The sequence below is a fragment of the Micromonospora sp. NPDC004336 genome (genome assembly GCF_053602615.1).
In genome coordinates this window covers 1-19282 of the sequence record NZ_JBSGDY010000124.1, presented here as the reverse complement: position 1 = coordinate 19282, position 19282 = coordinate 1, and the positions used below count along the sequence as shown (strand labels likewise).

At 68.0% G+C, this 19282-nt stretch carries 16 protein-coding genes and 2 pseudogenes; 9 read left to right on the top strand and 9 right to left on the bottom strand.

Annotation, left to right across the window (positions count from 1 at the left end; all coding sequences use genetic code 11):
- Window positions 1-277 precede the first annotated feature (277 nt).
- The 3 genes from ACWENR_RS22275 to ACWENR_RS22265 form a co-directional block, all read right to left on the bottom strand.
- The gene (locus ACWENR_RS22275) at window positions 278-931 is read right to left on the bottom strand and encodes a nucleotidyl transferase AbiEii/AbiGii toxin family protein (RefSeq protein ID WP_452278907.1); all 654 of its coding nucleotides are present in this window, start codon (window positions 929-931) and stop codon (window positions 278-280) included.
- Window positions 931-1281, bottom strand: a complete 351-nt coding sequence (locus ACWENR_RS22270) for a hypothetical protein (RefSeq protein WP_452278906.1) — start codon at window positions 1279-1281, stop codon at window positions 931-933. Before ACWENR_RS22270 ends, ACWENR_RS22275 begins: the two co-directional genes overlap by 1 nt.
- A 661-nt stretch (window positions 1282-1942) precedes the next feature.
- The gene (locus tag ACWENR_RS22265) at window positions 1943-2521 is read right to left on the bottom strand and encodes a class I SAM-dependent methyltransferase (protein WP_077938073.1); all 579 of its coding nucleotides are present in this window, start codon (window positions 2519-2521) and stop codon (window positions 1943-1945) included.
- 120 nt (window positions 2522-2641) lie between these two features.
- Here ACWENR_RS22265 and ACWENR_RS22260 point away from each other — a divergent pair, with 120 nt between their 5' ends.
- Window positions 2642-3088, top strand: a complete 447-nt coding sequence (locus ACWENR_RS22260) for a TnsA-like heteromeric transposase endonuclease subunit (RefSeq protein WP_452278905.1) — start codon at window positions 2642-2644, stop codon at window positions 3086-3088.
- Window positions 3089-3127: 39 nt separating this feature from the next.
- On the opposite strand, the pseudogene ACWENR_RS22255 reads toward ACWENR_RS22260, so the two are convergent.
- Both ACWENR_RS22255 and ACWENR_RS22250 read right to left on the bottom strand, forming a co-directional pair.
- Window positions 3128-4415: pseudogene (locus tag ACWENR_RS22255) on the bottom strand (IS256 family transposase).
- A gap of 256 nt (window positions 4416-4671) precedes the next feature.
- Window positions 4672-5304 carry a DUF7002 family protein gene (locus ACWENR_RS22250; RefSeq protein WP_452278904.1) on the bottom strand — a complete coding sequence of 211 codons (633 nt, stop codon included), beginning with the start codon at window positions 5302-5304 and terminating at the stop codon, window positions 4672-4674.
- Window positions 5305-5517: 213 nt separating this feature from the next.
- On the opposite strand from ACWENR_RS22250, the gene ACWENR_RS22245 reads away from it, so the two are divergent.
- From ACWENR_RS22245 to ACWENR_RS22225, 5 genes are all read left to right on the top strand, one after another.
- Entirely contained in the window at window positions 5518-5937 is a 420-nt protein-coding gene (locus ACWENR_RS22245; RefSeq protein WP_452278903.1) for a hypothetical protein, read from the top strand.
- Window positions 5934-7376 carry a relaxase/mobilization nuclease domain-containing protein gene (locus ACWENR_RS22240; protein ID WP_452278902.1) on the top strand — a complete coding sequence of 481 codons (1443 nt, stop codon included), beginning with the start codon at window positions 5934-5936 and terminating at the stop codon, window positions 7374-7376. Before ACWENR_RS22245 ends, ACWENR_RS22240 begins: the two co-directional genes overlap by 4 nt.
- A 16-nt stretch (window positions 7377-7392) precedes the next feature.
- A complete protein-coding gene (locus tag ACWENR_RS22235) occupies window positions 7393-8463 on the top strand; it encodes a hypothetical protein (RefSeq protein WP_452278901.1) in 1071 nt (356 codons plus the stop codon).
- Window positions 8460-8972 (top strand): DUF4913 domain-containing protein, encoded by a 513-nt coding sequence (locus ACWENR_RS22230; protein ID WP_452278900.1) that lies wholly within the window; start codon window positions 8460-8462, stop codon window positions 8970-8972. Before ACWENR_RS22235 ends, ACWENR_RS22230 begins: the two co-directional genes overlap by 4 nt.
- Window positions 8973-9106: 134 nt before the next feature.
- On the top strand, window positions 9107-10360 hold the full coding sequence (locus ACWENR_RS22225) for an NYN domain-containing protein (protein ID WP_452278899.1): 1254 nt from the start codon (window positions 9107-9109) through the stop codon (window positions 10358-10360).
- Between the two features lie 155 nt (window positions 10361-10515).
- Here the strand turns inward: ACWENR_RS22225 and ACWENR_RS22220 are convergent, their stop codons facing one another.
- Window positions 10516-11481 (bottom strand): hypothetical protein, encoded by a 966-nt coding sequence (locus ACWENR_RS22220; RefSeq protein ID WP_452278898.1) that lies wholly within the window; start codon window positions 11479-11481, stop codon window positions 10516-10518.
- 536 nt (window positions 11482-12017) lie between these two features.
- On the opposite strand from ACWENR_RS22220, the gene ACWENR_RS22215 reads away from it, so the two are divergent.
- Window positions 12018-12686: a hypothetical protein gene (locus ACWENR_RS22215; RefSeq protein ID WP_452278897.1), complete on the top strand. Its 669-nt coding sequence runs from the start codon at window positions 12018-12020 to the stop codon at window positions 12684-12686.
- A gap of 422 nt (window positions 12687-13108) precedes the next feature.
- Here ACWENR_RS22215 and ACWENR_RS22210 read toward each other — a convergent pair whose 3' ends face one another.
- The gene (locus ACWENR_RS22210) at window positions 13109-14380 is read right to left on the bottom strand and encodes an MFS transporter (protein ID WP_452278896.1); all 1272 of its coding nucleotides are present in this window, start codon (window positions 14378-14380) and stop codon (window positions 13109-13111) included.
- Window positions 14381-14493: 113 nt separating this feature from the next.
- On the opposite strand from ACWENR_RS22210, the pseudogene ACWENR_RS22205 reads away from it, so the two are divergent.
- Window positions 14494-15602: pseudogene (locus ACWENR_RS22205) on the top strand (IS630 family transposase); the annotation flags it as partial.
- Between the two features lie 40 nt (window positions 15603-15642).
- Here ACWENR_RS22205 and ACWENR_RS22200 read toward each other — a convergent pair.
- Together ACWENR_RS22200 and ACWENR_RS22195 are read right to left on the bottom strand one after the other, a co-directional pair.
- On the bottom strand, window positions 15643-16335 hold the full coding sequence (locus tag ACWENR_RS22200) for a DUF6348 family protein (protein ID WP_452278895.1): 693 nt from the start codon (window positions 16333-16335) through the stop codon (window positions 15643-15645).
- Between the two features lie 322 nt (window positions 16336-16657).
- Entirely contained in the window at window positions 16658-18115 is a 1458-nt protein-coding gene (locus tag ACWENR_RS22195; RefSeq protein WP_452278894.1) for a HEAT repeat domain-containing protein, read from the bottom strand.
- A gap of 487 nt (window positions 18116-18602) precedes the next feature.
- Between ACWENR_RS22195 and ACWENR_RS22190 the strand changes: the two genes are divergently transcribed.
- A complete protein-coding gene (locus ACWENR_RS22190; RefSeq protein ID WP_452278893.1) occupies window positions 18603-19235 on the top strand; it encodes an NADAR family protein in 633 nt (210 codons plus the stop codon).
- Window positions 19236-19282 lie beyond the last annotated feature (47 nt).

Genomic DNA, 19282 nt, shown 5'->3' with positions numbered 1-19282 from the left:
CCACTCAGAGTGGGCAGCGGTGATCACCTGCACCCCGGCATCCTGCCCGGCCATCCTCAACAGACAGACACCAGGGTTACGAGACGTCCCTTAGCCAGGCTCAGAGCCTGAGACAGGGAATCCCGGGACGGACCGGGCTGGTGCGCCGACAAAACAAAAGGACCGACGGCGCGCACGGTGTGAGCCGGCGCGCCGTCGGTCAGCCGTGTGAGTCGTTACGGTCCAGAGCGCTGGGACAGCGCCCCATGAACTCCTGCAGCTCGGTGCGTCCGATCGATCAGCGGGGCCAGGCTGCGAAGCGTCGCCGTAGCTGTACCACGTCGGCGCGAGTGAGCTGGTACGGCACGAATGCCTCGTCGGGCATCCTGTCCAGGCGCCGACCCACCACTGGAACGTCCTCTGCCTCAAGTCCGGGGTCAACGCGGCGGGCCATGGCCAGCAGCTGGGCCGGTGTGTACTGGTCAAGCACTGCGGCCACATCGACGTAGTCACGCTCGCGGGCTCGTCCCACGAGCGCGGTGACTTTCCAGGCGAGCAGGTCAGCCAGGTCCATGACCGGGCCGACATCCATCACCACCGGAGCATGGAGCCGCGCCTGACAGGACAGGCTCAGCCGGAGCACCTTGTTGCCCCGTTGAATCTCCCATTCCGTCATGTGGTCGTCAAAGCCGTAGATCACTGCCGACAGCTCGCTGTCGTCGGCGACCCGTGATACCTGGAAGCCAGCTTCGAGCAACGCCGTCTCCACGGCCTCGGTCGCTGCGGCGACTCCGTCGGCGCGGTCGGTGAAGGCGTCAACGTCCTCGGTCGGCCGGTCGACGACTCCGTGCAGGAGCAAGGCCAGTCCACCGCCGAGGGCAAATCCGTGCTGCTTGGCTACGGAGAGCGCGACCCGCGCGACCTCGACGTGCTCTGGGTCAGGGTGAGGCATCAGGCTGCGGCCGAGATCTGGCGCAGCACCGCATGCCGGTCCTCCCACGCGTGGCGCACACCCCGCGGCAGGTAGAGGTCGTTCCATACCCGGATCAGGGTCGGACCGTCGAGCCAGGCGCAGAGTTCATCAACCCGCACCGCCTCGGTCAGCACGATCTCGTACAGGGCGTTGCGCGCCCATTCCTGGTCCAGGTTGACGCGGCGGTCTGGCCGCCAGAGCAGCCGGTGTGGCAGCTCCACGACACCACTGGTCGGTCCGTGCAGGGCGGCAAGATCGTCTACGACCACGGCGGATCGGCCCGGCCGGGCTAGATACCGCCGGGCGGAACGGGTCGAATTGGCGCCCATGCGTCGAGGGTAGCGCCTCGAACGGGTAAAGGCGGGATGCTGCCGATGCCAACCGGGACGCCCATCAACGGCGGTCGGTCATTGGCTCGACCTCGGCTCGTTGGCATCGCGACCGCCGCCACGGCGCCGACTCGCTAATCATGGCCGCGCAGCCTCTGCTACAGGGGCAGCGAGGGGCCGGTCAGCCAGCGCTGCTACGGCCCGCCGCAAACTGCCGCACGTCAGCGCTGCCGTGGCACCGCGACCGTTTGATCAGCGCGGCGCCCGTGTCGCCGGGCATGGTCTCGTGCGATCAGGACCACGTGACCTTCCCGCCATGGCTGCGCTGTCCGGTCGGGCTGGACATGGCCAACCACCACCCTGCCGGGTGTGCTCGACCGCGCCTGGTCGAGATTGGCGGCCAATGGCCATATCTTGCTCCCTGTCGCGGGCCATTCCGGTTCGCCGGCCGCTGCGGACCCAGATGTCCCGTCCGCGTTGAGTTGGCACCGTCCGGTATGACTTGGCACGAGGTTGGCACTGTCCGGGTTGAGGTGGCACGTCCGGTACGGTGCTGTCCGGTCTCAGCGAGGTTAGCGGGTTCTCGGCGAGTTGACAGGCTTCCCGATGAGTGTGCGTGTATTTGGTCTCGACCGGCAGTCAGCTGTGTGCCGATCGGGCACTACGGCGCGGCGACTGTTGCGGCAATGGCCGCGTACTTGCGGTCCGGGCGGTCCGGGGACTGCTGCTGCAAGCGCTGAAGTTCGGTGAAACCAGCCTTTGCCAGGCGGGCAGAGAATGTGTCTACGGGCCAGCGGTATGCCGTGTGGACCTTGTGGTCGAACGCGGCCACATCGTCGTCGCTGTCGAAGAAGCCGATCACCAGGTTCCCGGAAGGAGGCAGCATCCGGCGGAACTCGGCGAGTACCGCATCCAGCTCCGATGGCGGTAGGTGGATGGTCGAGTACCAGGAGAGGATGCCGGCCACCGAGTGGTCGGGAAGGTCCAGGTCCGTCATTGATCCGAGCTGGAACGCCGGCCCGGGAAAGTGGGTCCGGGCGTAGCCGATGAACTCAGGTACCAAGTCGACGCCGGTCACGTTGGCGCCGAGCGAATGCAGGTAGGCGCTCCAATGCCCGGGGCCGCAACCGAGATCGAGCACGGCGCCGTCCAAGCCGACGAGGTGGTCTCGGACAAGGGCCGTGTCATCCACGTGGGCCTGCCAGTCACCATCGAACAGGGCGATGTACTGCTCGGACATGTGCGAGTAGGCGTCGCGGACCGGCTGGTTGCTCACGGCGCCACTCTAAAGTCTGCCCGCGTTCCGCCCCGAACCCAGTACGCGTCCGGGTTGAGGTGGCACGTCCGGTACGGTGCCGGGGTGCTGCGCGCGGTGCCGGGCCTGGGTGGGCCGCTGACGGCTGAGTTCGAGGTCGGCTACGTCGGCGCCGAGGGATCGGAGGTCCGCACCTCCTTGATCGACTCGGCGGGGGTGCTGTTCGAGCTGGTCAAGCCGGTACGCGGCTTCCCATCGTACAAGCGGCAGCGCAACTTCCCGGGCTTGTGGTGGTCGTCGACGACCGGCGCTCACGTCGGGTACGAGTCGTGGCTGGAGCGCGATCACCTGATGCTGCTCGACTTCGACCCGGCGGTGGCCGGGATCGCGTCGCAGCCGTTCTGGCTGTTCTGGGACGACGAGGCTTCCGGCCGGCGCCGTTCGCACGCGCCGGACTACTTCGCCCGGCTGGCCGACGGGCGGGGCCTGGTGGTGGACTGCCGACCAGTCGACCGGATCAAGCCGCGTGACGCCGCGGCGTTCGCCGTGTGACTGGGGCTGTCTCGGTAACGGTGTTTCCGGCAATCTTGGTTAGTAGGTTTCAGCGGCTGGGAAGCGGTCGCTGAAGGTGATGGCGAAGGCGTTCAACGCGGGTTTCCAGCGCATCGTCCATCGGGTTCGGCCTGCTCCGGTGGGGTCCAGCGATCGGGTCACCAGGTACAGACACTTCAACGCGGCCTGCTCGTTCGGGAAGTGGCCGCGGGCCTTGACCCGCCCGCCGGTAGCGGGCGTTCAACGACTCGATCGCGTTGGTCGAGCAGATGACCTTGCGGATCTCCACGTCGTAGTCGAGGAACGGGATGAACTCGGCCCACGCGTTGTCCCACAGGCGGATCACGGCCGGATACCGGCCTCGCCACTTGTCGGCCAGGTCGTCGAACGCGGCCCAAGCGGCGTCGGCGTTGACGGTGGTGTAGATCGGTCTAATGTCCCGCTTCAGCTCGTCCCAGTACTTGCGGGAGGTCAACCGGAACGTGTTGCGGATCAGGTGGATCACGCAGGTCTGCATCACGGTCCGCGGCCACACGTTCGTGACCACATCCGGCAGCCCTTTGAGGCCGTCGCAGACGAGGAAGAACACGTCCTTGACACCTCGGTTGCGCAGGTCGGTCAGCACGCTCATCCAGAACTTCGCGCCCTCACCGCCGGCGCCGGCCCACAGACCGAGGATGTCCTTCTCCCCGTCGAGGGTGACCCCGATCGCGGCGTAGAACGGACGGTTCGCGACCTGCCCGTCACGGACCTTAACCACGATCGCGTCGATGAACACTGCCGCGTAGATCTCATCCAGGGGCCGGTGGGACCAGTCGACCATCTCCTCGAGCACCTTGTCGGTGATCCGCGAGATCGTCTCCTTCGACACCGAAGCCCCGTAGATCTCGGCGAAGTGCGCCGAGATCTCCCCGGTCGTGAGGCCTTTGGCATACAGCGACAACACGACCTCGTCGACCCCGGACAGGCGCCGCTGCCGCTTGCGGACGATCTGCGGCTCGAACGTTCCAGCCTGGTCCCGCGGCACGTCGATCTGCACCGGACCGTTGGCGTCGGTCAGCACCGTCTTCGACCGAGTCCCGTTACGGATGTTGCCCGATCCGGCGCTGGCCTGGTCGTGTTTTTCGTAGCCGAGGTGTTCGGTCATCTCCTCGTTCAGCGCGGTCTCCAGGACCGTCTTGGTCAACTGCTTGAGCAGCCCGTCCGGGCCCGTCAACGACAGCCCTTGTTCCTTCGCGGCCCGGACCAGCTCGGCGGCGGCCTTCGCCTCCGCCGACGGCTCAGGCCGCTTCCTACGTCCGGTCTGGTCGTTCAGTGTCGCGGTCATCACGGCACCCTCCTCACCAGGCACAACGCCCGATGGGTCAGGCCGGAAACACCGTTAGATCCACACTCCCGGCGGGCGAGCGACCAGGCGCATCGCATGGTAATCGGTCATCGGCAGGGCTGATCGCCATCCGCGCGACTCGCGGCATGACCGGATGTCAAGATCGGTCGAGGACTGCTGATCCCGAGCAGGTATACGAGCGCCTGCCTGCCGGGTGGAGCGCAATGCAGTCCTGTGACCGTGATGGGTGCGGGTCTCAGCCGATGGTGCCTTCGATTTTGTTGGTCAGGTCGAGGATGTCAGGGACGGCGTTCAACACGGTGACCTCGACCAATGCTCCATCGCGGCCGTATCGGCGGCGGTACTCAGCGTAGGGGTAGTCGGCGATCGGCAGCCAGGATCGATGCCCCCGCATGGGGTGGTTCTTCTGCGTCACGGCCCCGGAGTTGAGCCGGCAGAGTTCGATTCGTGGGCCGTGTCGCTCGACGAGGGTGCGGGTGTCGACGTGCAGGACCACCTGGTCCTCGGTGCGGTACTCCTTCGCTTGACGCAGCCGGTCCAGCCGCTCAACGCTGGCCCAGAAGAAGACCCGGGAGTTGATAGCCGCGAGGTACTCGGTCAGCGAGGAATTTGGATCAATCTTCTCCGCAACGAATTTCATTGGCTTCTGATCGCGGATCACGGCAGGCGGCAGGCCGGGTGCGCGCAGGACGGTGGATTGCTTGCGAGGGGCGCTCAGGAGTCGGTCACGCTCGGCGGCGTCGAGGTCGAACAAATCGATCAGTTGCTGCGTGGACAGGAGGCCGTGTCGTTGCACCGATGGCCACGCGGTCGCCGACATCGTGTGGAAGACCTGCGGATGGCACGCGATCAGTTCCTCGACGTCCATGACGGTCATCATGCCGGACGTCCGCGACTACGGGCCTTCAGGGCGCGACCCAACCGGCCGTTTCATCGGTGGAAGGGACCTGGCGCCGATCGGCCATCGCCAGCGGATGCTGCAGCCACCCAGTCGCCTGGGTCCCAGCGTCCAGCCGTTGGCCGGCGCTGGTAACGGTTGCGCTCACAGGGGCGTTAACGGCCAGGCGTAACGCTCGTTGCCGTGAGCACCGAAGGCAATGTCAGCCCCTCTGACCAGGCTCGGCATCGTGAGCACCTCAGCCCCGGTCGGCCCCACCGGATCTATCCTCGGCTTTCGGACGAGGAGAAGGCGCTGGTCGTTGAGGCGGCCCGGCGAGCGGGTCTCACGCCAGCGGGATACACGGCGCAGGTGGTGGTCGGCACAGCACGCGGAGAAGAGCCGGCCATGGGTCTGACCGGTGACCTGCGGGAGTTGCAGCGAGAACTGTTTGCCGCCCGCCGTGCAGTGAACATGTTCGGCTCCAACGTCAATCAGGCTGCGGCGGCCGCGAACTCGACGGGGGAGCTGCCTGGCTGGGCCGTCGAGGTGGTGCAGTTGTGCGCGCATGCCGTCGTCCGCCTCGACCAGGTGACGGAACTGATCGACCGGCGGCTGCGGTGATCGCGCGTGTCCACCGTCGCGGCACCCGCGTCGGTAGGCTGCTGCGTTACCTCTACGGGCCTGGGAAGCAGGAAGAGCACGTCGACCCGCGGCTGGTCGCGGCGTGGGACGGTGCCGGGGAGTTGGCCGATCTGGAGCCGGAGATCACCGCCTCGGGTAAGCGGGACTTCCGGAGGTTGACCGCTCTCCTGGAGGAGCCGGTGCGTGCGGGGATTCATGCGCCGGCGAAACCTGTGTGGCACTGCTCGATGCGCCTGGCGCCGGAGGACCGCGACCGGGTTCTCACCGACGGCACCTGGGGGCGCATGGCCCGGGAGATGCTCACCGAAGCGGGACTCGCCACGCAAGCGGACGACCCGGGCCTGCGGTGGGTGGTGGTGCGGCACAACGACGACCACATCCACATCATCGCCACTCTCGTGCGCGAAGACGGCCGCACGAACTGGGCCCGCAACGACTACCCCAAGTGTGTGAAGGCCACCTTCAACGTCGCCCGCCGCTACGGCCTGCGCAGGCAGGTGCCCCCGGCCGACCGCACCGCACACCGGAGGCCACACCCGGTGGAGGTCAACAAGGCCCGCCGCAAGGGCTGGAGCGACACCCCTCGCGACGAGTTGCGACGGCGGGTCCGTACCGCCGTCGCCGCCGCCGGCAGCGAGCTGGAGTTCCTCGACCGGCTGCGGGAGGCAGGGGTGCTGATCAGAGTGCGTCGCAGCACCGTCAACGCCGATGAGGTCACCGGCTACGCCGTCGCGCTGCCTGGCGCGGGCACCGGTGACGGGCAACCGGTGTGGTTCTCTGGTGGGCGCCTCGCCCCCGATCTGACCCTGCCGAAGCTGCGCCGCCGGTGGGGCGACCCGCCGCCGGCTGCCGGCCTACCGTCGGGAGGTCGGGTCACGGCCCGCGCCCGAGCTCTACGCGATGCCGCTGGCGTCACCCAGGTCGCGGCGGAAGAGATCCGCCGTCGTGCCCGTGAGGATCCTGCGGCCGCCCAGGCCGCCGCTACCGCCGCAGCCGACGTGCTCACCAGCCTGGCGTACGCGAGGGAAGGCAGCCTGCGTGGGCCGTTGCACCGGGCGGCGGAGGTGTTCGACCGCGCCACACGTGACATGTACGCACGGACCGCGCGAACGACGTCCCTGTCGTACGAGCTACGAGCGATGTCGCGGCTGGTAACGCTCATGGGTCGTATCGCCGGAGACGAGGATTCGGTCGCCGCGATGGCGCTGGTGCTCGACATGGCCCGGCTTGCCGACGCGCTTGAGTACCTCCGCACCGCTCAGCATCGGCTGCACCAGGCGCAGGCAGCCCGGGACGCAGCCCGGCAACTCCGGGCCTTCGCCGCTGGCGGGCAGCCGCCGGTAACGACGCCGCTCACGGTGGCGGCAACGCCCAGCCCGACAGTGGACAGTGCCCGCCGCACACCGCGGGCCCGGTAACGGAAGGAAGCCCAGCATGATGCCACCGCAGCACGATGACCCGGTCGACGAGGCCAGACAGAAGGCGATGCAGTTCTTCAGTGTCGTTTCCACCCTCAGCGAAGCCGTCGCCCGCTACGCCGCAGTGGGCATCCAGCGCAGGGCCGCCGAGGAGGAACGCGCCGCTGGCCGGGAGCGTGCCGCCGAGGCGGCCAGCCGCGCCGCCGCCCGGCTCGGCGACTCCGTCCGTGCCGACCGGGAGCGACTCGCCCGCCGGGTCGACGGCTCGTGGCTGAAAGACGCCACCCTCACCGAGGTGGCCCAGCTATGGCGTACCGCGACGGTGCACGCCGCCGCCGGCGACCCCGTCGCGCAGAAGCTCGCGGGGCTCGCACTGGACCGCCTGGGCGAGCTGCACCCGCAGTGGCGGGCCGCGTACGACCGGCAGCGGGCGGCCGGAAAGTCCGCCCGCGACGCCGCCCGCGCCGCGGCCCACGAAGTCTGGGAGAGCGAAGCGACGAGGGCCGGTGCCAGCGGCAGAGCGGCGCGACCGCACGGTGGCCCCGAGGGCCGGAAGCTGCGCGCCGGCGCGAACGGGAAGGCGCTACCCGCTGGTGGGCAGGCGCTCAACGACCTGGACGCTGCCATACGCGCTGAAGCAGTGGGGCTGCTCGCCGACGTCAGTCCCGAGGCGCTGGACCGGCTACAGCGCGACCTGCGCGCCAGCGGCCGAGCGCCGGCGGCGGACGGTCTCGGACTGGCACGTCAGTACGTGAGTGAGGCCCGCAAAGCAGGCGTACTGACGCCGGTGGTCGCCGATGCCACCGACCGCGATTTGCTGGCACACGCGGACGAGGAACGGGCGCAGGCCCACGCCGCCGCCGGGACACTGGACGACCCGCACACCGCAGTCGATGAGCACACGGAGAGGCACGTTGTGGCCGCGAGGCATTACGGCTCGGCCAGCCACGACGAAGCTGTGGCCCAGCAGCGCCGCCTCGGCAGTACGTTCGCTCCGCTGGTCGTCGGCGGAAGGGTGGACCCCCTCGTGGCCGCCAAGCGGCCGGCGACCGTGGTACCGGAGCGGGTCCGGGCGGTGACGCGATGACCAGCGTGGAAACCTCAAGTCCTTCCGGCGAGGTGGACGGGACGACAGAGGATCTCGCAGCCCAGGTGGCGCTGTTGACCAGGCAGGTCGCCGAACTTCAGCAGGTTGTCGCCGACCGCGCGGCCAGCGGCGGGGAGGGGCAGCCACCGGTGTACGCGACTGTCGAGGAGTGGGTCCGCGACTACCTCCTGCCGGGATTTCCCCGGCCGGTAGGCGAGGTTGGGCTGGTGCGGTGGCACTGGTGCGAGCAGTGGTGGCGCCACGACGAAGCCGTTACCCGGCTGACCGCCTTGTGGTACGGCTGGGAACACGCCCGGCTGGAGATGACCGGCATGCTCGGCTGGCTACGCGAACTGGACCACCACCTGCCGATGCTGCTCGGCCCCGACGGACCGTTCCGCTCCTGCACCCCCGGCATCGACGGCAGCACTACCCGACACAAGGCCCCCACCGTTGCTGCCTTCGAGCAAGCGCCGGAGCAGTGGTGGGACTGGTGGGATACCAAGTAGGCACAGCGGCCTTCCTCTACCCGCTGGTCCTCGACACTCGTCCTGGCGGCACGGAACTGGGGGTCGAACGGTCGACGCCGGGCACGGCCTCGGCCGTCTATGGTCTATCAGTCCACGTTCCCGGAGGTAGCGCCATGGCCGAAGCCCAGCTCGCTTCGTATCGCCGTGCGGCGCTATTCGTCGACTTCGAGAACGTGTACATCGGTTTGCGCAACTCAAGCCCCGACGCGGCTACGGCGTTCGCCACTGACCCTGGCCGTTGGGTGCGGTGGATGGAGCAGGATCTCGGCCCATTCCGGGTCGACGACGACGAAGTCCCGCGGGTGCTGCTACGCCGCATCTGCTACCTGGAGCCGAGCCATTCCGGCAAGTTCCGCTCATACTTCACTCGGGCCGGGTTCCGGGTCGTGGACTGCCCGTCGCTGACGAGCATGGGTAAGAACAGTGCCGACATCCACATGGTGCTCGACATCCTCGACACCCTGACCCACCCGACCCGGTTCGACGACTTCGTCGTCCTGTCGACCGACGCAGACTTCACCCCGGTGTTCATGCGGCTGCGGGAGCACGACAGGACCTCGGCGATGCTGGTGAGCGGGCCGACCGCCGCCGCGCTGCAGTCGGTGTGCGACTTCGCGATTCCCGACATCATGTTCATCGAGGAAGCCTTGGGCCTGAGCCCGTCGCAAGCCGGAGTGGACCAGGTTCGAACCCCCGTGCCGCAGCCACGCGCGACCGCCGCTGCGCCGACCGACCGCGACAGCAACAGCGTGCGGAACCGCCTCGAGGCGGCGGTACGCCAGCTTGTGGCACAGTCGACGACCCCGGTCGACCTCGCCTCCGCAGCACACTACGTCCGCAAGACCGTGGGACGGGAGGCGACGACAAACTGGGCCGGGGCGGGCGGGTTCAAGCAGTTCGTCGCGGCGATCCAGAGCGACACCCTGGTGCTGGAGCCGCGCCACCCCGGCTGGCTGCTCGACCCGGCCAGGCATGAACTGGTCCAGCCCGCGAGCGCGCCGGAGATCGCCGAACGAGTGAGCCGGGTCGTCGGAGCACCGCTGATCGGCACAGACGCCTACCAGGCACTGTTCCGGTCGATCGCCGAAGAGGGCCGCGCCAACCCCGCCCTACCACAGGCACAGGCGGAGGAGGTGATCCGTGAGGCGTGCGGCCGGCGGGGACACACGGTCACGAGGAGCGCGATCCACTTCGTGCTCATCGGCCTGAAGTACAGCGGGGTTGAGTGGCGAGACGCACGACACGACGCGGCGAACCTCGCCTCGGAGTTCGCCGGTAACGTGCTGCGGCTGACGGTCAACGCCCGGATGGAGTTGTCGGAGGCGGAGCGGGCCGCGGTGTGCGCGTGGATCCAGGACGAGCACTGAACCACGCTAAGCCCGCCGCCACTCATGAACTCCGACCAGATCCCAACGTGCTGTCCTCGGCACGACCGCGCGCCGCCACCCTTGGACAGCGGCTGCGAGCCGTGACGCGCGGTCGGCGGCATGAGAGGGGCGCCGGATCGGGTGGGCTCGGCCCCTTACACACCGGTGCCGGCCGCTGCGGTGCTCAGGCTGTTGAGATCGGTGTGATACCAGGTCGATCGGATGAAGGCGTGCAACTCTCCGCCTCGGGCGATGTACTGCAATCCGCGTGTCTCCATGCCGTCAGGGAGCACGATTCGGCATTGCGCACTCAACTGAGGTTGGTCGTCTCGGCTGATCCGCAGCATCGTCGCGACGTCGTACTCCGGGCCCGAGCCCCTGATCAGGGCGAGGTCCGGGCCGCGTCGCAAGAGGTGGTGAGCAGACCTGTACGGGGATGGTCCCCAGTCAGTCACCTGGCTGCCGGTCGCGGAGAGGATGTGGAAATGGGTGTAGGGACAGAAGTATGCGGTTTCTCTGGCGACGTTGAGCGAGTAGCAGTCCGAGATGTAGGGCAGGCCGGAGTTGAGCGGGTAGAGCCAATCGACGGTCAGGTCGCTGTTGAAGCGTGCGAGGCCGTGGCCTTCTGGGCCACATCCGCTCATCGCCTCGTCGAAATAGCTGGCCCACACCTTGCCGGAGGGGGTGGTTAGCAGGTCCTCGATGGCGTCGCCGAGGTGGCCCTGGTGCTGTAGATCGCCGCTGCTGGTCCATACCTCGGCGTTGGCTTCCCCAGTCCGGGCCCGAGCAGCCGCCAGGAGCACGCGCCCCTCGGGCAGCGGCTGCACGAAGCTCACCTGCAGGTCGGTCTCGACATCGACAGCACCGAGGACACGTCGCCTGCCCGGGACATGCCACGTCACCTGCTTGCGACTGACGCTCTCGCGAAACCGCCACACGGCCAACGCGGTGCCGTCGGGACCTACAGCGACCGCTTCAGGCTCCGGCATCGTGTCCGCTGGATGCGCTGGCAGCACGAATCCGTGACGTTGCAACGGCGCGACCGGCAGCTTCAGGACCTCCAATCGCCGCAGGAGATTGGCCCGATCACGCTCCCCGTCAGTTCTCATCGCGAGCGTCATCTTGACATGACGGTCTGCCGATGCGACGCACCGCCGCGACCGGCCCGTCAACTGAGAGCCGAGCCGCTGAACGCACTCTTCCTCGGTGGACCCGTGCACATCAGCTGGCGGCGCGCGAGCTCTCCGAGCATCTGACCGAGGCGCACTCGGGGGTGGAGATCCAGCCCTCCGCAGGACACAACCCCGCACGGTGCGCCGGCTGGCCGTACGGCCGGCATCCCGGCCGTGGCTAGGCCAACCACAACCACCATCCGACCAATAAGCCATGAAACGTGAGTTGGCGAGGTGAGTCCGCGTCCAACCAGTTCGGTCGGTCCTCAACCGCGCCCCGGGAGCCGGTCACAGCGCCGGTGGCCAGTGACCTGCAACGCCTGCTCGGGGTAGTTGCGCTCCTCGCCAGGTGCGTAGACGGAGCGCATCAAACGTGTTGTAGCCGAGCACTCCCTCTCGTCATACAGTCTTGCGGATCGGTGATTCGGTTGGGCGTGAGTACCCATGCGGCGGGCCCTGTCGGTGGCCGGCTCTATGGTGCCGCCATGACGATCAGAGACGGTTGGATCTCGTTCGATCTCGGCAGGTTCCGCAGCCACGAGGTCGATTTCGCCACGTACAGCGGCAGCTCCCACACCGCGCTGCCGGCGCTTCCCCTCAGGCATCCAGGTGGTCTGCACAGCTGGATGCGGGAGTTGGTGCCACTCGGTAAACGCGCTGCCGGTCAGTACGGCCTGGACACCCTGACCCACGGTGCGCCCGTGTCCGAGAATGAGGCGGCCTTGCCGGAGCAGTTCGTCGCGTTCATGGCTGATCCGGTGCTGCGCGATTCGGTGCCGACCTGTACGTCGTGTTACTGGGCTTCCGACCTTCCGTGGGCGCCGAGCCCCGTCCACCATGGCGCGCAGCTGGTGCGGTTCCTCAACGACCAGCAGGGTTGTCTGTTCTGGTATCTGCACCTGCTGCCAGACGGCCGCCACGAGGTCCTGTGCGGTGGCGAGGCGTACGACCTTCGGGTGGTCCCCCAGGAGGAAGCGCATGAGGACCTGGTGCGGGTGGCCGACGACTTCGACCGGTTCATTGCCCGGTTCTGGATCGAGAACCTTGCCTGGTACGAGGTGGTGGGACAGAAGCGATCCGATGAGGATCTTTCCGAACCGGTCTGGGAGTACGTACGCCAATATGCGTCTGTGCACCCGTCGGCCGTTGGGTGACCAACAATCGGCGCGGTGGCAGCTCTGCTGGGCCGACACCACGCCTTCGTCCTCACCCTGCCGCTACCACCAGCGCACACCCTGCACCGGTCGACCTGGCGATGGGGCATCCCAAGCCCGAGCCCGACGATCCCACTACCAGCGCAGACTCGGTCACTACGCCAGCCGAAGGATCAAGTGACGTTGGAGTACGAACCGAGAGGAACTGCCCATGGGCATGGAGTTGATCGGACGCCGTCTGTCGGCTGATGAGCTACGGACGGTGCGGCGGCTGGGTCACCAGGAGGTTCAGGAGGCTGGACGAGCTGCCTGTATAAGGCGATCGCGGGGGAGGGCTCCAGAGCCAGCCGGGACCACCAGTAGGTCAGTGTGGGCTCCATTGGGTCGCGGTGATCGACGCGAGAAGCCGCAATGAATGCCGGTCAGCCATTGTCACCGGTTTTCGCCATCGCCGGTTCCGCTGTAGCCTCCGGTATCGCTGCAGCCGGTCCGGGTCGGGTGGGTAGCAGCACGGCGGCGAGCACCGCGCTGGCCGCCAGCACGCCGATCACGAGCCAGACGGTGGTGGTGAGGGGCAGTTGTTGTCCGGCGATGCTGCCCGCCGACGCGCCGACGACGGTCGCGGCCATCTCGGCGGCCGAGAAGGCGGATCCGACCCGACCGAGTTGGCGGTCCGGGGTCTGACGTTGGACTTGGACCTGGACCAGCATCAGCAGCGCGCCGCCGGGCAGACCGGCCAGGGCGATGAAGGCCAGCGCGGCGACGAAGTGGTGGATGAGGAAGAGCCCGGCGAAGCAGAGGGTGATCGCCGCCAGGCAACCGGTGAACGACAGCCGGAGAAGCCCGCTGCGGGACAGTACGTTGCCGACGTATGCGCTGGCCAGGAAGCCGCCGCCGAGTGCCGCCATCAGAACGCCTACGTCGCCGGCGTCGCCGCCAAGGACGTCGAGGACGTACGGCACCAGAAGCACGTTCAGAGCGGCGTTGGCCGACAGGAAGAGGCTGGACACGATGAGCGTCGCGCGGAGGACAGAGTGCCTGAAGAGAAAAGCCAGGCCCTCCCGGACCTGCTCCCAGAAGGCGGCCAGCCAGGAGGAAGTGTCCGGCTGGCGCCCATTGTCGGCCACCCGCAGCCGGCCCATTCCGAAGATCAGCACGGCGGAGAGCAGGTACGTCGCGGAGTCGATTAGCACCAGGCCGTCGAAACCCACGAGGGCGTAGAGCGCGCCGCCCAGGGGCGCGCCGGCGAGGCGGACGATGCCGCCCGCAACCGTGTTCCAGGCGTTCGCCGCCTCCAGGTCACCGCCCCGACCGACGATGGCGGGCACCACCGCTCGGGCCGCGGGCTGGAAGAAATGCCCGATCGCGCTCTCGAAGAACATCGCCGTGTAGAGCAGCCACAGCATGCCCGGATCGTCGACTACGAGCAGCGCCAGCACGATGACCATGCGCAGCAGGTCCGCCCCGACCATGACCGTCCGCCGGTCCCACCGGTCGGCCACCACCCCGGCCAGGGGCGCGAAGACGATCGCGGGCAGGGTCTGCGCGACGAAGGCGAAACCACTGCTGAGCGTCGATCCGGTCATCGTGTAGACGTAGACCGGCACGGCGACGATCATCAGCCAGTTGCCCAGGTTGGACAGTAGCGTGCTGGTCCAGAGCAGGCCGAAACGCCGGTTCCTGATGAAGATCACCGCCCACCTTACTTCTCCGTTACCACCGCTGGTGCCCCACGTCGTTGGCGACGTCGGATGACCCGCCGTATGGCATGCCAGGCCGGTAGTGCGGTGGCGGTCAGGCTGTGGTGGTGGCAGAACTCGTTCGCGTTCGGCTGGCTCCGTGACCAGGAGGGTCAGCAGCTGTTGAGGATTACTCGTAGAGGTACCGGCTCTCCGATCCGGCTGCGACGGGCGATGGTGGTGCTCGCGTCTGCCGGTGGGAACACGGTGCCGGCGATCGCCCGTCTCGTCCAGGCCGACGAGGACACGATCCGGCAGGCCATCACCGGTTCAACGAGATGGGGATGGCCAGCCTGGACCCTCAGTGGGCGGGTGGCCGTCCCCGCCAGATCGGTAGCGATGCCGAGCAGTTCATCGTCGAGACGGCCAACACCCGCCCCGAGAAGCTCGGGCGGCCATTCACCCGGTGGAGCATCCGCAAGCTCGCCGACTACCTGCGCGTTCATTCCACCCGACGGGTCCGGATCGGGCGGGAACGGCTACGGCAGATCCTGCATCGGCACCGGATCACCTTCCAGCGGACCAAGACGTGGAAAGAGTCCACCGACCCGCAGCGCGAGGTCAAGCTCGCCCGGATCGAGTACGTCAGCAGCCATTTCCCGCAGCGAGTGTTCGCCTTCGAAGAGTTCGGGCCCCTGGTGATCCGCCCGCAGGCCGGCACCGGTTGGGCACCGGCCGGGCACCCACACCGGCTACCCGCGAACTACCACAAGCTGCACGGCGTCCGGCAGTTCCAAGGCTGCTACTCCGTCGGCGACGACCAACTCCGGGGCGTCGTCAGGCGCCGTAAGAGCGCCGCGAACACCCTCACCGCGCTCAAGTCAATCCGCGCCGCCCGCCCGGACGGGGCACCGATCTACGTCATCCTGGACAACCTGTCCGCGCACAAAGGCCTCAAGATCCCCAGGTGGGCGGCCCGCAACAAGGTCGAACTCTGCTTCACCCCGACCTACGCCTCCTGGGCCAACCCGATCGAGGCCCAGTTCGGACCGCTTCGCACCTTCGTCATCGCCGGCTCGAACCACCCCAACCACACCGCCCTGACCCGACGGCTGCAGGCCTACCTGCGGTGGCGCAACGCCAACGCCCGCCACCCCGACGTCCTGGCCGCCCAACGCCGCGAACGCACCGCATCCGCAGCGAACGCCAACGACGCTGGGCCAACCCAACATCCGAGCAGCCTGACTCCAAAACCTCAAACGTTCGTTATCGGGGCACTAGTCAGGGCCGACCAGGAGGACGAAGGTGCGTGCTAGGCCGAAACGGTCGGTGCGTGGCCAGTCCAGGGCGGCGAGCGCCGCAGCGGACGGTTCGTGCCGCCGGCCGTTGATCCGGACCTCACAGTCGGTGAAGTCACCACCCTGGCCGACCAGCATACGAACGCCATTGAGGTATGGGCGGTCGAGCCCGGCCGCGATCACCGGGGCCAGGGTCGACCACGGCATCGCCTCGGCGAACCACTCCTGCTTGCCCTGCGATCCGTCGGCGGACCATCCGGTCGCACTGCCAACGATCGCATGCCAGCCGGCGAACCCGCCCTGGTCGCCGGACCTGAAGTGGTTCGCCAGTCGCCCTCGCTGCTCGATCATCTCCAGGACCGTCACCAGGCAGGTCTCGATCCACGCCTGGATCGCCTGACGGGCGGCCTCGACCGGATCGGCCGCGAGACCAAGCGTGCAGTCGACGACCGTTGGCACGTCAGGCCGGTCCACATTCAGCAGGATCTCCAGGTCCAGATGACGGTAATCGTCGCTGTCCGCCGGAAGAACCCGAACGCCCAACGATCCCGACCGCAGCATCGGCCCGTCGGTCAGCCGCCACTCGCCACCCACCTCGGCAAGCATCGGCGCGGCAAGCTCCAGCACACGCTCGGCAGGGAGAGGCTGTGGAGTCGGCCGCGGGTCGATCATGATGGTTCAGCGTACCGGCAATGCGCGGTGCCGTGGGCCAAGCAAGACCGTGAACGTTTGTGGTCAAGGCACTAGAACGCCACGCGGGACCGCCAAGCCGCGCGACTCGCGGCAGAAGCGTGCACGCGGCCCCGCTTTATCGGCGGCCTCACGGCGGCGGTGTCAGCGACCTCGGTGATCTCGAAGCCGTCCGGCGCTGGGGTGCTCGGCAAGGCGACTGCCCGGTGTCGACTGCTGCGGCTCGCAGGGCGCCATCATCGCGGCTAGAAGAGGTGACATGGATCGGCCAGTTGCGGTCCGTGGGTTGAGCCGAGATGCAGATTCATCCGGCGATCTGCTTGCGAGCGGCGATCGTTGCGGCGAGCAGCATCTCGTCCGCGCGCATATCGGCGTCGAAGTCGCCGATGTTCAAACCGGCCCGACGCCGTGAGGCAATGAACCGATCCAGCCGGTCGAGTATCGGCCGCGCATGTGACCCCATCGCGGCGAACACCCGCAACGCCTCGGGCCCGCACAGGTCGTCGGACAGATACGTCGGCAGGACCTCCAGCAGTTCAGCGGCTGCCGCCGGACCTTCGTGGAGCCACACTGCGCCGGCCGATTCCACCTGCTCGAATCCGGGAACCTTGAACAGACTCCGCAGCTGCCTGTGCTGGCGGACGGTGAGCCCGCCGTGCTCGGCGAGCCAGGTCAGCAGCTCCGGTGCGAAGCGGCCACGGCGAAGCTCTTCCGGGCGTCCGGCGAGATAGCGTTCGGCCACGGCCCGGTCCAACGTGACTTTTAGCAGGGCGGAGGTCGCGCCTTGCGTCGGGTAATCCCGCAGCACCGGGACTGCGGCTGCGGCTGCTGGGCCGATCTGTCCCAGGACGTAGAACGCCCAGTCTGGGGTGTCATTCTCGGCCCCCTCGAGCCTGGCGATGAGTTCTGGCACCGCGGGAGCCGCAGCCGGGCCGAACGCGGCCAGCACTCGCATCGGTAGGTCCGGCGAGCAGGAATCCGGAAGCGCGGCCAGAATCTGTCGAGCGGCGGCCACCGGCGCATCCGGATCAGCGCCCGCCCGGGCAACCGCCCTGAAGGCCCTAGCCAGGCGGGGCTCGTCGCTGTCGGCGAGCATCAGCCGTACCAGATGCGGCACTGCTCGGTGGTCGCCGATACTGCCCAAGCCGATGGCGGCCACCGTGCCGAGGTCAGGGTCGTCCAGCACCACCGCGAGATCGTCGGCGGCCAGCCGGGACGCGGTCATCGACGCCGCCACCGCGTGCAGGGCCGCCGACCGCACCTCAGAAGGCTCTTCCTTCAGGAGGGTGATCAGCATCGGCGTTACCCGGCCGGGCGCTGCGCGCCACTCACGCATCGCCGCGACCGCCATCCGTACGCCTTCGCGCCTAACCTCCGGGCGTTCGGCCGGGTTCGTGAGCCGTTGCGTCCAGGCGCAGCAGTCCTCCTCCCGGTCGAGACGGGTCAGCGCCCCTGCCCAGTGCTGACCCGCCGTCTCCGGCAGACGGGAACCTGGCGCGTCCAGAACACCGGCGCACGTTCCGAGATCGGCACGAATCGCGGCGTCCAGCACCGGCCAGGCCGCCGAGTCGTCTTTGCTGAACACTGCGATGTTGGCCAGCAGCCGGACGGCCGGAACGGGATCCGCCCGCAGGCGTTCCAGGATGGCCTCATGCCCCAGGACCTTGTGCCAGGGCATGGCCTCGACGAGGGCGATCCGGACGACCGGATCGGTCGAGGCGGTCAACGCCGCCATGGCGCGACCAGGTTCGGCGGTGTTCACCAGTAGCCTCGCCGCAGTACGCCGCACCGGTGGATCCACGTCGCTCAGCGCTAGCTCGGCGGCGTCTGCAACCAGGGGGCCAGTCGGAGTTCTGGAAGCACAACTCGTCCAGCAATTCGAAGATCGTCCGGCGCGCCGCTGCGCGCCGGTCGGTCGTGAAGATCAGCAGGCGACGGGTCATCAGCCCGTCCCAGTCGGCCCGGACGAAGCGGAAGATTGATTCCCGCGCATCGCTGCCGGGAATCAGGACGTCGCCCGAGGCGATGCCTACTTCTAGCCATTCCCAGTTCGTCGGCGATGCCGCCGGTGCCGGGCTGTTCACTCTGCGAGGCGCGGGGCGCCCTTTCCGTACGTCATGGGTCTGATTTTTGCTCAGGAGAGTTCCAGCGCGCAACGCGATCAGGTATCCACTTCTCGGCAGTTCCGGGAGTTGGCCAGCTCGGAGTGCTGCCCGCCACTGGAGTGTGACGACTCCAGGCTGGTTGCCGTGCACGGACGACGGCAGATCCGGATGGTGGCCAGCGAACTCGGTTGCCGCTTTGTCGATGCCTGTGACACGGTGCAGATCCCCGACCCCCGCTCCGAGGCCCCGATGACGATCTACTTCTACGGTGCCGACGAGGTTCCGTACGGTTGCTTCTCCAACTTCTCCGGCCACGGCTTCGACCTCGACGGCCACTGGTGGACGACCTCCGAGCACTATTTCCAGGCCCAGAAGTTCCCCGGTACCCGCCACGCCGAACTCATCCGGCGGACGGCGACCCCGTTGCGGGCCGCCGAGCTGGGCCGCGACCGATCCCGGCCGCTGCGCCGCGACTGGGAACGGGTCAAAGGCGACGTGATGCGCCGGGCCGTGACGGCCAAGTTCACCGCCCACGCCGACATCCGCGCCATTTTGTTGGACACCGGCGACGAGGAGATCGTCGAGGACACCAGCACTGACCACTACTGGGGACGCGGCCGGAGTGGCACCGGCAAGAACATGCTCGGACGGATCTTGATGCGCACCCGCACCCAGCTACGCGCCGACCTCACCCCAGAACACCCAGGGCCGCCGACAGCGGCGATAGCACTGAGAGCGTGTTTGAGAAGGTCTGTTGTGGACGGCGTGGTGGCATGACTTCCACCGGCGAGACGGGCAGGGTGGCGCGGTGTCTGCACGCCGTG

Coding starts and splice junctions, on each gene's coding strand:
- ACWENR_RS22220 (WP_452278898.1), bottom strand. CDS start 11,481: ATGACGCTCGCGATGAGAACTGACGGGGAGCGTGATCGGGCCAATCTC.
- ACWENR_RS22235 (WP_452278901.1), top strand. CDS start 7,393: ATGATGCCACCGCAGCACGATGACCCGGTCGACGAGGCCAGACAGAAG.
- ACWENR_RS22250 (WP_452278904.1), bottom strand. CDS start 5,304: ATGGACGTCGAGGAACTGATCGCGTGCCATCCGCAGGTCTTCCACACG.
- ACWENR_RS22200 (WP_452278895.1), bottom strand. CDS start 16,335: ATGATCGACCCGCGGCCGACTCCACAGCCTCTCCCTGCCGAGCGTGTG.
- ACWENR_RS22225 (WP_452278899.1), top strand. CDS start 9,107: ATGGCCGAAGCCCAGCTCGCTTCGTATCGCCGTGCGGCGCTATTCGTC.
- ACWENR_RS22270 (WP_452278906.1), bottom strand. CDS start 1,281: ATGGGCGCCAATTCGACCCGTTCCGCCCGGCGGTATCTAGCCCGGCCG.
- ACWENR_RS22215 (WP_452278897.1), top strand. CDS start 12,018: ATGACGATCAGAGACGGTTGGATCTCGTTCGATCTCGGCAGGTTCCGC.
- ACWENR_RS22230 (WP_452278900.1), top strand. CDS start 8,460: ATGACCAGCGTGGAAACCTCAAGTCCTTCCGGCGAGGTGGACGGGACG.
- ACWENR_RS22275 (WP_452278907.1), bottom strand. CDS start 931: ATGCCTCACCCTGACCCAGAGCACGTCGAGGTCGCGCGGGTCGCGCTC.
- ACWENR_RS22265 (WP_077938073.1), bottom strand. CDS start 2,521: ATGTCCGAGCAGTACATCGCCCTGTTCGATGGTGACTGGCAGGCCCAC.